This window comes from Actinoallomurus sp. NPDC050550 (assembly GCF_040655075.1).
Classification (GTDB): Bacteria; Actinomycetota; Actinomycetes; order Streptosporangiales; family Streptosporangiaceae; genus Actinoallomurus.
Map to the genome: position 1 here is coordinate 133,598 of NZ_JBFAJC010000018.1, position 13,364 is coordinate 146,961.

Below are 13,364 nucleotides of genomic sequence, written 5' to 3' on the forward strand. Positions count from 1 at the left end.
GGCTCTCAGGTGCAGGCGGTGCCGTTCAGCGTGAAGGCGGTCGGTGCCGTGTTCGTACCGGTGTAGGTGAAGTTGGCGCCGACCGAGGTGGACGCGCCGGCGGGGAGGGTTCCGTTCCAGCTCGCGTTGGTGACGGTGACGTCCTTGCCGGACTGCGACCAGGTGCCGCTCCAGCCCTGGCTCAGCGTCTGGTTCCCGGCGTAGGAGTACTTGAGCGTCCAGCCGCTGATGGCCGAGCTTCCGTTGGTGATGGTGATGGCGGCGGTGAAGCCCGTACCCCAGTCGTTCGCCGAGTAGGCCACCCTGCAGCTGGTCGTGCCACCTCCGCCGCCACCGCCGGAGCCGCCGAGCGCGGTGGAGATGGCGCCGTACACGTCGGGTTTCTTGTTGAGGTTCTCGTCCCAGGGCAGGGCCGAGCCCTGGCCGCTGAAGACGCCGGGGATCCAGGAGTACTTGTCGGTGTAGTCCCAGATCGTGATACCGACGCAGCGGGGCACCGTGAGGCACGCCTTGACGACGTTCGTGTAGTACTCCGCCTGCGTGGCGACCTTGGTCGCGTCCGCGGGCAGCACCATGCGGACGTCCAGTTCGGTGATGGCGACGTCGACGCCGAGGTCGGCGAAGCGCTGGAGGTTCCCGGCCATGTCGGTGGGGAAGCTGTACTGGATCGCCAGGTGCCCCTGGAAGCCGACGCCGTCGATCGGCACGCCCTGTGCCTTCAGCGACTTGACCAGGTTGTACATCGCGTCGCTCTTCGCGCCGAGCCCATCGATGTTGTAGTCGTTGATGTAGAGCTTGGCGTTCGGGTCGGCGGCGCGGGCGGCCTTCAGCGCGGTGGCGATGTAGCCGGTGCCGAGCGTGTTGTACCAGAGGTCCGACCGGTAGGTGCCGTCGTCGTTGAACGGCTCGTTGACCACGTCCCAGGAGTAGACCTGGCCCTTGTAGTGGCCGGCGACGTTGGCGATGTGGTTCTGCAGGATCGAGGTGAGCTGCGCGGCGGTCCAGTTGCCGCTGGTGAGCCAGCCCGGCAGTTGGTTGTGCCAGAGCAGCGTGTGGCCGCGGACGATCTGGTTGTGCGCCTTGGCGAAGTTCACCACCGCGTCGCCGCCCGCGAAGCTGAACTGCCCCTGCGACGGCTCGGTGGCGTCCCACTTCATCGAGTTGCCGGGCGTGATCGCGCCGAACTCGCTACTGCCGAGGATCTCGGTGTACGGGGTGTCGGACAGCTCGGGGTTGTCAGTCGCCGAGCCGAAGTACCTGCCCTGCGCCTGGGCGAGCTGGTTCAGTGTGGACGCGGCGGACGCAGGCCGCACCGCCAGCGCGGTGACGGCCAGGAACACGCCGAGCGACAGCGCCAGGACGGCCGCGAGTCTCGGCCGGAGTGGCGACGGCATGGTGGATTCCTCCTCATGTGCAGGGGTCGGCCGGTGCATGACGCGGCGCGGGGGAGATCACGGTCGATGTCCCCCGCGCCCTGGGCCGTCTCAGGGGCTCGTACAGGTGAGGGTGGGTGTGCTCGCCGTCCCGTTCGCGACCAGCCCGAACGTGGTCGACGCGCCGACCGCGACGTTGCGGTTGTAGTCCACGTTCCGTACGGTCGCGAGGTCTCCGCTCATGGTGAGCGTGCCGTTCCACAGGCTGTTGATGGTCTGGCCGCTCGGCACGATCCAGCTCACCGTCCAGCCGTTCAGCGTGGTGGTGCCGGGGTTGCTCACCGTCACTTCGGCCTGATAGCCGCCCGACCAGCTGCTGATCGTCTTGAACGTCGCCGTGCACGGCACGGTCGTGCCGCCACCGCCGCCGCTGGTGTCGCCGACGCCGGTCACCTCACCGTTGCCGCCGTCGAAGACCACGTCGGAGCAGCCGTAGAACGTCTCGTTGCTGTCCGAGCGCTTCCAGACGGAGTAGATGATGTGACGTCCGGTCTTGTTCGCCGGCAGGTTGCCCGACCAGTAGTAGTAGCCGTCGACGCTGCCCGTCGGCCCGGTGTCCGCCGGGTGGTCGGCCACGAGGAACGGGTCGGTCTCCATCTCGTCCCAGGTGAGCGGCTTGGTCGGGTCCCAGCCGTCCTTCGTGACGTACAGGTAGAACCAGCCCGGGTGCGCCGCCCACTTGTTGTAGCGGAAATTGAAGTTCGCACCGCTGGTCAGGTGCGTGACCGGCCAGTTGGCGTTCGGCAGGTCGAACCCGGAGTAGTTGGGGTTGCCGCCGCTGCACAGCTGCCCGTCGGGGACGAACCCGCGCGTACGGCCGGCGCCGTCGGAGCGCAGTACGGCGAACCAGTTGTAGAGGGAGTTGGCCCCGCTCTGCGCGACGGCGGCCGCACACGCCGGGTTCTGCGGTTTGATCTCCCCGGTCGAGGTGAGGCCGTCCTTCCAGCACAGGAACGTACGGGCGCCCGGCTGCATGAACGCCCCGTGGGCCCACGCCGAGGGCCCCGTGAACACGCTCATGACCAGGATGGACACCATTCCTAGGGCCGCGGCGAGCGCGCTTTTCCGTCGCTTTCTCACGACACCGTTTCCCTTCGATCCGCCCGCGGATCCGGGCACGGATGTCCGCAGGAGTTCGGCGCGGTGGGAGCGCTTCCTCAGGATCGGTTCGCGATCTCGGAGGGGTCAACGACTGCGGTGCGGGGGTCCGGGTATACCCGGCCGACCTGCGGGTTCTCATCCTTCGGGACAGGCCGGCCATGAAAGCAGCTGAAAGCATCGGCCGCGAGCGAGGCCGAAGGCGGCCCGCACGTTCGGTTACGGTCCTCCGGATGTCCGAAGAATTCTCAGGAGCGGCTCAGCATTTCCGGGTCACAGGCGTCTCTGTCCCGTGAATCGCCAACTGCTCATCCTCGAACGCGGGTCACCCGAGGCCGTGGGCGCGGTCACCTCGGTGTACCGCGAGCATGCGCTCGGTCTGATCCGCCTCGGCATGCTCATGGTCGGTGACCAGGCGACGGCCGAAGACGTCGTCCACGACGCCTTCCTCGAACTCCATCGCCGCTGGTCGTCGATACAAGACCCGGTGACGTACACGCGCTCGGCGGTGCTGAACCGCTGCCGATCGGTTTTGCGGCGGAGGGCGGTGGCCCGCCGATTCGGCGTGGGCCATCCTCCGCCGGCCTGGTCGGCCGAGTCGGCCGCCATGGTCGGTGAGGAGCGCCGGACGCTGCTCGAGGCGATCGCGCGCCTGCCACGACGGCAGCGTGAGGTGTTGTATCTGCGCTTTTACGCGGATCTACCGGAGGCTGAGATCGCCCGCACGCTGGGCGTCAGCCGGGGAACCGTTTCGTCCACGACGTCGCGGGCGCTCGCCGCCCTCGGTAAGACCCTGGGAGAGCAGTCATGAAGGGGTTGGAAGACCGGATCCGCGATGCCTGCGCCGTCGCGGACACCTGGGGGCCGGAGGAGCCCAGGCCGCTCCGGCTGCCGGTTCGCCCTCGGCTCCGGCTTAATGTGATCGCACCGCTCATGGCCGCCGCCGCGGTGGTCGTCGCCGTCTCTTTGGTCCTCGTCATCTTGCCCCGCCACTCGAGGCCGGTGCCGTCCACTCCGGCGACCGCGTCTCCGTACCTGCTGGCCCTATCCGGCGGCGTCCTGGACGTGGTCGACTCCCGTACCGGCGAAGCGCACGGCGAGGGAAAGAACGGGTTCGGCCCGGCGGTGACGAGGGGCCCGCGTCCCGGCACGTATCTGGTGTCCCAGCCAGAGAAGAGCGGCCTGTCCGGCACGAGCCGGATCAGAACGGTACGGCTGACCGCGGACGGTCGTACGGTGGTGGAGACCGCGCCGCACTGGTCGGTTCCCGGGGGCGTGCGGAGACTCGCGCTCTCCGCCGACGGCCGGCATCTGGCCTACACCACCCGAGAGATCACCCTCGCCCCGGGGACCCAGCCCAACATCCACCCGATCGTCATCGGCGTGCTCGACCTGCGCACCGGAACGCGTCGTGAGTGGACGCTGCCCAAGGCCCAGGATGCGAGTGCCTCCACCAAGAGCACGGAGTGGGACTGGGGCCTGTCCTGGTCCGGGGACAACACCACGCTGATCTTCACTGCGCGCGTGACGGGCCGTACGAATCAGGTACGTGCCCTCGACACGACCGCGCCCGGATCGGACCTGCTCTCCGCTCGGGTCCTGGTCGCCGGGGCCGGGAGGATCGGCGGGACCATCGCGTTCGCCGTGCCGTCCGGCGACCGTCACACCGTCATCACCGCTGTGGACGCTGCCAGGTCATCGGGGCGAACGAAGGCGGTGCTGGCCGAATACGTCGACGGCCGTTTCACGAGGATCCTCGCGACCCTGCCGAGCTGCGGGCCGGTGCACATGCTGACGTCCGGCCCCAACGGACTCCTCATCAGCAGGAACAGCATGGAATGTGGAAGCGGGTCCGGGGCGCTCATCGTCATGAATCGAGGAAGAATCCGGATCGGTTTCACCTCCGAGGAGAACGTCGACAGCGCGGCCTGGTGAGGCGTCGACCGAGCGAGTCGCGGCGTACGGCCTGGTGCGGCGTCAGCCGAGCGGGTACGTGTCGAGGCGGCCGCACATGCCGAAGGCGCGCTCGGGCGGTGGCTCCAGCCGGTGGACGGCCGCCTCCGTGAGGTGACCGATGTCCCCCTCCCGTAGACGGCCGAGGTGTTCGCCCGTGCGTGACGCCTCGGCCAGCGCGCCGGCCCGCCAGCGCTCCTCCCACTCGCCGAACAGCCCCTCCTTGAGCCGTACGGCGGAGCGGTAGAAGTCGTGCAGCGCCGTCGGATCGCCGCCGGACAGCCGCTCGCGCAGCACCGCGAAGCCGTCCAGGGCCAGGTCGCGGCGGCGTCGCGCCGCGGCCTCCCGATCGGAGCGCAGCGCGGCGGCCCACCCGTACGCCTCCGGGTCGGCGAGGATCTCCGGCGGGAAGGTGAAGACGGCGTCGCCGGCCTCGGGCAGGCCGCTGTTCTGCATGATGACGACGATGTGCAGCCCGCCGTCGCCGTTGACGAGCCGGTGGATCGTCCCGGGCGTGAACCAGGCGACCGTCCCCGGCCGCAGCGGGGTCTCGGCGAACCCGTCGCCGGTCAGCGTCTGCACGCTGCCCTCTCCCGCCACCACGACGTACGCCTCCGCACACGTCAGGTGGACGTGCGGGGAACCGCCGCACAGCCCATCGGCGGTCGGCCAGTCGTACACGCGCAGCCCAGAGATCCCCACCGCGCTGGGAAGCGGTCTCACTTAGTCCTCCGAAGGATGCACCGGCCTCCAGGCCGGGAGGAATTTGGCTCTGCCAGACCCGTCTCGGCCCAGCCGGGACGGTCCAAAAACGGAATTCACCGCAATTCGACGAAGTGCTTTACGCATGCGCATGTCATCTGTAAGTTCGCGGTCATGCGGACGGCGTACAAGTGCCGGGCCTACCCGGACCCCGAACAAGCGGCGGTGTTCAACCGCACGTTCGGATGTGTGCGCCTGGTGTGGAACAAGACCCTCGCCGAACGCCACGCGGCCTACCACCAGCGAGGCGCCAGGACCTCCTACAAGCAGACCGACGCCGCGTTGACCGGATGGAAGAAGACCGAGGACCTGGCGTTCTTGTCCGAGGTGTCGTCGGTTCCGCTGCAGCAGACGCTGCGGCATCAGCACGCGGCGTTCGCGAACTTCTTCGCAGGACGCGCGAAGTACCCGCGGTTCAAGACCCGCAACTCCCGGCAGTCCGCGCACTACACCCGTTCGGCGTTCCGCATGAAGAACGGCGAGCTGTATATGGCCAAGACCAAGGCGCCGCTCCGGTTCGTGTGGTCCTTCGACGACGTCGAGGTGGCCACGCTCAACCCCACCATGGTCGTCATCTCCCGGGATCCGGATGGCCGCTGGTATGTGACGTTCGCCGTCGACACCGACGCGCCCGAGCCCATGGACGAGGCCAGGCACGCCATCGGCGTCGATCTCGGAATCAAGGACTTCGCGGTCACCTCCGACGGCGAACGCATCGCCAACCCCCGCCACCTGGAGCGCAAAGCCCGCAACCTCGCCCGCTACCAGCGGCGCATGGCCCGCTGCCAGCGCGGGAGCGCCAACCGGCGCAAGGCCAAGGCCAAAGTCGCCCGCGCCCACCGCAAGGTCCGCAACGCCCGCGCCGACTTCCTGCACCGCACCAGCACCAACCTCATCCGCAAGGCCGACACCATCGTCATCGAAGACCTCGCGGTCACCAACATGGTCAAGAACCGCAGGCTCGCGCGCGTCATCAGCGATGCGGGGTGGGGGGAGTTCCGCAGGCAACTGGAATACAAGGCCGAACGCGCGGGGCGCACCCTCGTGGTCATCGACCGCTGGTATCCCTCTTCCAAGACCTGCTCGGCCTGCGGGCATCTGCTCGCGGAGCTGAGTCTTTCCACCCGGCACTGGACGTGTCCGGGCTGCCGCACCCGGCACGACCGGGACATCAACGCGGCCAAGAACATCCTTGCGGCTGGTCGAGCCGTAGCCGGGGAGCCCCCTGGTGATGCCTGTGGAGCTGGTGTAAGACGGCAAGGGTCCTCCCTTCCGCAGCCGGCGCTGAAACAGGAAACCCGCGCCGCGAGGCGCCCGGCCTGAATCCGGATCGGCCGCAAGGCCGATGGGACTCCCCCTCCTTCAGGAGGGGGAAGAAGTCAACACGCGTGGTCCTTCGCGTAGGCGTCCATGCGCGCGCGGTCCCACGCGCCGTCGGCGACGACGATCCGGTACCGCACGCGCAGCGTCTCGCCCGGCGGCAGCGCGAACTCCTCGGCGAACGCGAGTGACGGGTTGACCGCCGGGAACGGCGTGTTCCGGACGAACCAGTCGCTGCCGTAGTCCGGGTCGTCGAAGAACATCAGCGTGGAGGCGCGGTCGACCTCGTCGTGCCGGCCGACGTACGCGAGCCAGGCCGCGGGCCGGCCCATCATCTCCGGTCCGCCCAGTCCCTCCGCGGCGACGATCTCCCCGTCGGTGAAGGCACGCGGGCCGCGCCAGAACAGGCCGCTGTACCCGGCCGCGGGACGGCCGTTCGTCGTGGGACTGCCGAAGGCGAGCGCCTCCCCCCGTACGTTGGTGAGCTCGGTGGCGAACTCCAGGGCCCACGAGTCGTCCTCGACGTCGCGGACGGTCAGCTCGCGCCGCTCGTCCACCCAGTGCTCGCCCGCCTGGGTGTGCCAGGTGAGCCGCTCCGCGATCCGCCCCCCGTCGGCCTCGGCGAACTCCTCGTGCCGCATGACGCCGATGTTCGGCAGGTCGACGTAGCCCTGGTCGCGGACGTAGCTGCCGCCTCCCCAGAAGTTCTCGCCGGACAGGTGCGACACGGTCATCTGGACGCCCTTGTGCCAGCGGTGATCGTGCGGCCGGTACGCGGTGACGACGTCCCCGGCGAGCGTGCGGACCGGGTGCAGGTACGGCTTCGGCCCCTCGAAGGGCGACATGTCCGGCCGGTAGACGTACTGGAAGAGCTCCACGCCCCGCTCGTGCACGGTCAGAGTGTGGTCGCCGATGTGCTCGATCCTCACAGCTGCATCCCGCCGTTCATCTCCCGATAGAAGGGGTCCGTCTCGTCGATCTCGCCCCGATGCACGGGGCGGCCGGTGAGCGCCGACTTGTAGAGCGCGGCGATGAGCTCCAGGGTCTGACGGCCGCCCGCGCCGCTGGTCTCCGGGCGTTCGCCGCGCTCGTACGCGTCGAGCAGGTCGGCCAGCAGCGCCGTGTGCGAGCTCGGGACATCGGCCTCGGGCGTCCGCCAGGCGGCGATCCGCGCCTCGTCGGTAACGTGCGGGGCCGGGGTGTAGGTCCAGTCCGTGTTCTCGTAGCCGTACAGGTGCGACAGTTCGACGGTCGCGTCGGTGAGGTCGAACCGCAGCCGGCTCTCCTCGCGCGGTGACAGCACGCTGTTGACGATCGATGCCAGCGCGCCGTTCTCGAACCGCACGGACGCCAGGGAGACGTCCTCGGTCTCGATGTCCCGGTCGAGCCGTCCGGCCATGGCGCGCACCTCGGCCCAGTCGCCGAGCGTGGCCAGCAGCAGGTCCATCTGGTGGATGCCGTGGCCCATGGTCGGCCCGCCGCCCTCGGTGTCCCACCGGCCCCGCCACGGCACGTCGAAGTACGCGTGGTCGCGGTACCAGGTCGTCAGGCACACCGCGACGAGCGGCCGGCCCAGCTCGCCCTCGGCGATGAGGCGGCGCAGGTGACGGGCGCCCGAACCGAAGCGGTGCTGGTAGACGACGGCCGCGTACGGGCCGCCGTCACGCTCGGCGGCGATCATCGCGTCGTACTCGGCGAGTGAGAGGCACGGCGGCTTCTCGCACAGCACCCACGCGCCCGCCCGCAGGCACGCCGCGACCTGCGCCGCGTGCAGGTGCGGCGGCGTGCAGACGTGGACGAGGTCGGGGTGCGTCTCGGCGAGCATCTCCTCCAGGTCGGTGTAGGCGGCGGGGACGCCGTGCTCGGTGCAGAAGTCCTTCACGCGGACGGGATCGATGTCCACGGCGGCGACGATCTCGGCGCGGTGAGCCTCCGCCCACAGCGCGGGGACGTGACAGATGCCCGCGATCCCTCCGGTGCCGACGATCGCGGCCCGGATCACTTGAGGACGACCGTGGTCAGCGAGCGGGGCGCGAGGTCCACCGACAGGTCACGGCCGTGGGCGCGCGCGGCGGCCACGGGCGACACCGAGTGGTCCTGGTCGGTGAGGTACGCCTGCGCACGTCCGGCGCCCGAGTCGAGCGTCAGGTCCGTGGTGGTCTTCGCGGTGCCGGTGTTGAGGATCTCGACGACCTCCATGCCGTCGGCGTTGCGGTAGGCCGAGATCTTCAGCGCCGGGTCGGACGCGGTCACGGCCACCCGGGTCGCGCCCGGGCGGATGAACCGGCTGTACGCCGCGAACGCCCAGAAGCGCTTGGACACGTGGTAAGCGTCGCCGTCGAGCTGGATCAGCGCACGGGTCGCCCCGACGGAGGCGGCGAGCCAGTAGACGTACGCGCTGGCGTCGCCGTCCGTCATGGTCCGGTGGATGTTCTCCGCGATCGCGAAGCCGGAGTACTCGCTGCCGTCGTCCCAGTTCTCGTTCCAGGTGTTGCCGCCGGGGCCCCACTCCGACAGCCAGGCGTGCCGCCGGGTCGGCTGCGGGGAGGTCACCGGGCTGGAGTAGGCGTGGCCGGTGATGGTCGTGACCCACTTGGCGGCCTGGGGGTCGGCCTCAATGGCCTTGGTGTACTCCTTCTGGCCGTCCCAGCCGGTGTGGTCGCAGCAGGACAGGTTCACTCCGGCCTTCTTGGCCAGCGGGCCGAGCACCTTGACGAACTCCACGGCCTGCGCGGGGGTGAACCGCATCGAAGCGTACGAGACGGTGATGTCCGGCTCGTTGGTGAAGCCCAGGTCAGTGATGCGGATGCCCGCTTTCCGGTAGAACTTCGCGTACTGGACCAGGTACCTCGCGTACGCCTTCCGCCAGTCGCCGCTCGCGCAGTTCGTCCCCTGGAGGCCGCAGAGGGTGCCGCCGTTCGCGTCGGTTCCGTTGTCCTTCATGAAGCCGGGAGCGCTCCACGCGTCCGCGTAGAACCGCTTCACCCCGTACGACCTCGCCTGCTTCGCCAGCCAGACCTGGCCGCCGTCGTTTCCGTCCCAGACGTACTTCGGCGGCGCGTCCGGGCCGCCCGGGTCGGCCGGTTCGATCGAGTGCATGTGGTCGTACACGTTGTCGGCGGACGATCCGATGCCGAGCCGCAGGATCGACGCGCCCGCGCCGGTCTTCCGGCCGAACAGCAGGTCCACGACCTCCTTCTGCCTGGGCGCGGAGAGCCCCTGCAGCCCGTGGATGACGGCGGCCCGCTGGAACGCCTCGGAGAATCCGAACCCGTCGATCGGCTGCAGCTTCGTACGGAAGTCCACGCGGCTCGACGGCGCGGCCTGGGCGCTCGCCGGGAGGGCGAGGGAGCACGCGGTCGCCACGGTGAGGGCGAGGGCAAGCGATCTGCGCATGAGGGAAGAGCTACTTTCCGCCCACGCCGGCCAGGCCGGCGATGAGCCAACGACGCGCGAACAGGTAGACGACGAAGATGGGGAGGGCCGAGAGCATCACGGCGGCCATCAGGTCGGGCACTTTGGAGCCGAACTCGTTCTGGAAGTTCCACAGGCCCAGCGTCTGGACGCGCTGCTCGGGGGACTGGGTGAGGATGAGGGGGAACAGGAAGCCGTTCCAGGCGTTGAGCGCGCTGTAGACCGAGACGGTGGTGAGCGACGCCCGGCTGAGAGGCAGCGCGAGACTCCACATCAGCCGGAGCGCCCCGCCGCCGTCGATCGTCATCGCCTCGTACAGCTCACGGGGTACGTCGCGCAGCGCCGACGACAGCACCAGCACGCTGAGCGGCAGCCCGAACGCCACGGTCGGCAGAATGATCGCGGTCGGCGAGTCGTACAGGTGCATCCGGGTGATCATCAGGTAGACGGGGATGATCGTGGCCTGCGCGGGGACCGCGAGGCCGGCCAGGAAGATCCGGAAGGTCGCGGAGACGATCCGGCTGCGCGACCGCACGATCGCGTACGCGGCGGGGAAGGCGAGCAGCGCGGTCAGCGCGACACTCGCCACCGTGACGATCGCCGTGTTGACCAGGTAGCGGGCGTATCCGCTGTCGAAGACCTCGCCGAAGTTGCCGAGGGTCAGGCTGTGCGGCGGGGACAGCGGGCCGCCGTCGAGGTAGGCGTCATTCGGTTGGAAGCTGTCCTTGACCATGATGTAGATCGGCACGCCCACGAACACGAGCCACACCAGGGCCGCCGCCCCGGCCGCCCAGTTCGGCCGCCGCAGGCGCCGCCGCGTACGGCCGTGGTGCCGGCCGGACGCGACCGGCACGGGCCTCTCTTGCCGGAGTACCGCCATGGCGTCAGATCCCCTCCAGCGTGCTGCGCATCTTCCCGAAGCCGGAGAAGCGGACGATGAGCAGCGACAGCGCCGTGCCGAGCGCGGCCAGGACCAGCGCGATCACGCTCGCGTACCCCATCTGGAAGCTCTGGAAGCCGCTGAGGTACATGCGCTGCGGCAGGACCATCGTCGCGGTGCCCGGCCCGCCGTTGGTGACGATCAGGATGGTCTCGAAGTAGGTCAGCGACCCGACCAGCATCAGCACCGACGACGTGACGATCGTGTGCCTGAGCTGCGGCAGCGTGATGTGCCAGAACTGCCGGACGCGACTCGCGCCGTCGATGAGCGCCGCGTCGTACAGCATCTGCGGGATCTGCCGCGCCGCGCCCTGGTAGAGCAGCGTGTGGAACGGCACGAACTGCCAGGCGATGACGACGACGATGGCCGCCACGGCCCCGCGCTGGCTGCCCACGATGTTCCCGTCCGGGAAACCGATGTACGGGCCGATCGTCGCGGCGAGCCCGAAGTTCGGGTCGAGCAGCACCCGCCAGGTGATGGCGATCGCGGCGGTCGACATCAGCAGCGGCAGGAAGAAGATCGACGACAGCACCGCGCGGTTCAGCTCCCGGCCCGCCGCCCACACGCCGAGCAGCAGGGACAGCGGGGTCTGCACCAGCCAGCACAGCACCATGAAGACCAGGCTGATCCGCAGGGACTCCCATACCGCGTCGTCCGACAGCATGCGGTGCCAGTTGGCCAGGCCGTTGAACTTGGGTGTGCCGAGGCCGTTCCACTGCGTGAAGGACAGGACGGCGGTCAGGAGCAGCGGCACTCCGGCGAACACCCCGAAGAACAGCGCGGCGGGGACGATCCACAGCACACCCGGCCGCGCCGCCCGGTCCGTACCCGCGACGGCGGCGCGCGCCGCGGTCACTTGACCGCGTCCATGGCCTGGACGAACTGCTCGGGCGACATCTTCTTGAGGAAGACCTTCTGCAGGTTGCTGTGCAGCGGGTCGGTGAACTGGTGCGGCAGCGCCTGGTCCCAGGACAGCGTGAAGCTCGGCGCCTTCTGCACCATCTGGTAGACGTACTTGGCGAACTCCGGATTGGGCGAGGCGGACAGCCGCGACTCCAGGCCGCTGACGGCCGGCACGTCACCCGCCTTGATCAGCTTGTCGACGTACATCGGGTCGGCCATCTCCTTCTTGAGGAAGGCGGTGGCGGCGGCGACGTCCGCGGACTTGCTGCTGATCGAGAAGTAGTTGGTGGGGTTGCCGACGACGCTGTTCGGGTCGCCCTTGCCGCCGGCCACCGTGGGGAACGGCGCGAAGCTCAGGTCCTTCTTGGCGAAGTCCGGGTGCTTGTCGACCTGGTTGGACTCCTCCCAGGTGCCCATCAGGTGCATCGCGGCCTTGCCCTTGGCGAACAGCAGCCCGGCGCCGTCGTTGACGTAGTTCACCGACGCGAAGTTGGTGCCGAACGCCCGCCGGTCGACCAGGTCCTGGATTCGCCGCAGGGAGTCGAGCATCGCCGGCTGCCCCCAGCCGCCGGGCTTTCCTGCGAGGACGTTCTGGAGGATGCCCGCGAAGACCGTCGGCCCGCCGATGCGGTCGACGAGGTACTCCAGCCACATGAGGTTGGGCCAGGCGTCGACGTGGCCGAGCGCGAACGGCTGGATCTTCTTCGAGTCGAAGTACGTGACGAGCTTGAGCAGGTCGTCGTAGGTCGCCGGGGGCTGCTGGCCCTGCTGGGCGAACAGCGTCTTGTTGTAGAAGATCAGCACGGGCTGCATGCCGCGCAGCGGGATGCCGTAGTACTTCCCGTCGGCCTTCCCGGCGTCGAGCACCGACGGCAGGAAGGAGTTCTTCCAGGTCGCGTCGCTGTTCAGCTGTGAGGTCAGGTCGACGAGCCGGCCGCTCTGGGCGTAGTCCTGGATGCTGCCGGTGCCCCAGTTGAAGATCAGGTCCGGCGGGTTGGGCGAGCCCATGCCGATGCGGAGCTTGTCGGTGTAGCCGGAGCTGCCGGAGCTGGCGGTGGGCACCAGCTTCAGCTTGGTCGACGAGGTCTTGTTGAAATCGTCGATCGCCGCCTGCTGGATGGGGTTCTGTCCCTCGTCCTGCAGGACCCAGACCTGGAGGTTCTTGCCGCCTCCCTTGCCCCCGGCGGGCCCGGACGTTCCGCAGGCGCTGAGAAGGGGGCCGGCCAGGCCGGCGATCCCGGCGACTCCGGCGGCCGAGAGGAAGGTGCGGCGCGAGAGCGGTGTGTCGCCCATCGGTCCTCCTTGCGTGGGGTACGGCAGTGACGGGCGTTGCGACGGCGTGTCGCTACTGTTTCGAAAACATGTCGATAAACCGGTTGCTGCCGTACCTTAAGAAAGCGCTTCACAGCGGTCAACCCTTCGCGGACATCTTTCTGAGGTCAGCATTTGCAGAGCTAAATGGGACTAGGCACCTTCGAAAACTTGCGATACCGTTCACACCGGCCGAGCGGCGAAGGAGTGCACGTGAGACGTCAAGCCGG

12 protein-coding genes are annotated in these 13,364 nt (G+C 69.0%); 3 read left to right on the forward strand and 9 right to left on the reverse strand.

Features of this window, described 5'->3' with window-relative positions:
* Positions 1 to 5: 5 nt before the first annotated feature.
* On the reverse strand, positions 6 to 1,394 hold the full coding sequence (locus AB0I04_RS24935; protein ID WP_360888758.1) for an endo-1,4-beta-xylanase: 1,389 nt from the start codon (positions 1,392 to 1,394) through the stop codon (positions 6 to 8).
* Between the two features lie 90 nt (positions 1,395 to 1,484).
* Positions 1,485 to 2,513, reverse strand: coding sequence for a lytic polysaccharide monooxygenase (locus AB0I04_RS24940; protein WP_360888760.1), 1,029 nt, complete (start codon positions 2,511 to 2,513; stop codon positions 1,485 to 1,487).
* Between the two features lie 310 nt (positions 2,514 to 2,823).
* On the opposite strand from AB0I04_RS24940, the gene AB0I04_RS24945 reads away from it, so the two are divergent.
* Positions 2,824 to 3,342 carry a SigE family RNA polymerase sigma factor gene (locus tag AB0I04_RS24945; protein ID WP_360888763.1) on the forward strand — a complete coding sequence of 173 codons (519 nt, stop codon included), beginning with the start codon at positions 2,824 to 2,826 and terminating at the stop codon, positions 3,340 to 3,342.
* Entirely contained in the window at positions 3,339 to 4,466 is a 1,128-nt protein-coding gene (locus tag AB0I04_RS24950; RefSeq protein WP_360888766.1) for a hypothetical protein, read from the forward strand. The genes AB0I04_RS24945 and AB0I04_RS24950 overlap by 4 nt, the downstream gene beginning before the upstream one ends.
* Positions 4,467 to 4,508: 42 nt before the next feature.
* Here the strand turns inward: AB0I04_RS24950 and AB0I04_RS24955 are convergent, their stop codons facing one another.
* The gene (locus AB0I04_RS24955; protein WP_360888769.1) at positions 4,509 to 5,207 is read right to left on the reverse strand and encodes a cupin domain-containing protein; all 699 of its coding nucleotides are present in this window, start codon (positions 5,205 to 5,207) and stop codon (positions 4,509 to 4,511) included.
* A 153-nt stretch (positions 5,208 to 5,360) separates the two neighbouring features.
* On the opposite strand from AB0I04_RS24955, the gene AB0I04_RS24960 reads away from it, so the two are divergent.
* Entirely contained in the window at positions 5,361 to 6,569 is a 1,209-nt protein-coding gene (locus AB0I04_RS24960) for an RNA-guided endonuclease TnpB family protein (RefSeq protein WP_360888773.1), read from the forward strand.
* 56 nt (positions 6,570 to 6,625) lie between these two features.
* On the opposite strand, the gene AB0I04_RS24965 is transcribed toward AB0I04_RS24960, so the two are convergent.
* From AB0I04_RS24965 to AB0I04_RS24990, 6 genes are read right to left on the reverse strand one after another with little or no spacing between them, the layout of a single operon-like run.
* Entirely contained in the window at positions 6,626 to 7,495 is an 870-nt protein-coding gene (locus tag AB0I04_RS24965; RefSeq protein WP_360888776.1) for a PmoA family protein, read from the reverse strand.
* Positions 7,492 to 8,565, reverse strand: a complete 1,074-nt coding sequence (locus AB0I04_RS24970) for a Gfo/Idh/MocA family oxidoreductase (RefSeq protein ID WP_360888969.1) — start codon at positions 8,563 to 8,565, stop codon at positions 7,492 to 7,494. The genes AB0I04_RS24965 and AB0I04_RS24970 overlap by 4 nt, the downstream gene beginning before the upstream one ends.
* Positions 8,565 to 9,962: a glycoside hydrolase gene (locus AB0I04_RS24975; protein WP_360888780.1), complete on the reverse strand. Its 1,398-nt coding sequence runs from the start codon at positions 9,960 to 9,962 to the stop codon at positions 8,565 to 8,567. The genes AB0I04_RS24970 and AB0I04_RS24975 overlap by 1 nt, the downstream gene beginning before the upstream one ends.
* A gap of 10 nt (positions 9,963 to 9,972) precedes the next feature.
* Positions 9,973 to 10,833, reverse strand: coding sequence for a carbohydrate ABC transporter permease (locus AB0I04_RS24980; RefSeq protein WP_360888783.1), 861 nt, complete (start codon positions 10,831 to 10,833; stop codon positions 9,973 to 9,975).
* A 31-nt stretch (positions 10,834 to 10,864) separates the two neighbouring features.
* Positions 10,865 to 11,776: a sugar ABC transporter permease gene (locus tag AB0I04_RS24985; RefSeq protein ID WP_360888785.1), complete on the reverse strand. Its 912-nt coding sequence runs from the start codon at positions 11,774 to 11,776 to the stop codon at positions 10,865 to 10,867.
* A complete protein-coding gene (locus AB0I04_RS24990; RefSeq protein WP_360888788.1) occupies positions 11,773 to 13,116 on the reverse strand; it encodes an extracellular solute-binding protein in 1,344 nt (447 codons plus the stop codon). The genes AB0I04_RS24985 and AB0I04_RS24990 overlap by 4 nt, the downstream gene beginning before the upstream one ends.
* Positions 13,117 to 13,364 lie beyond the last annotated feature (248 nt).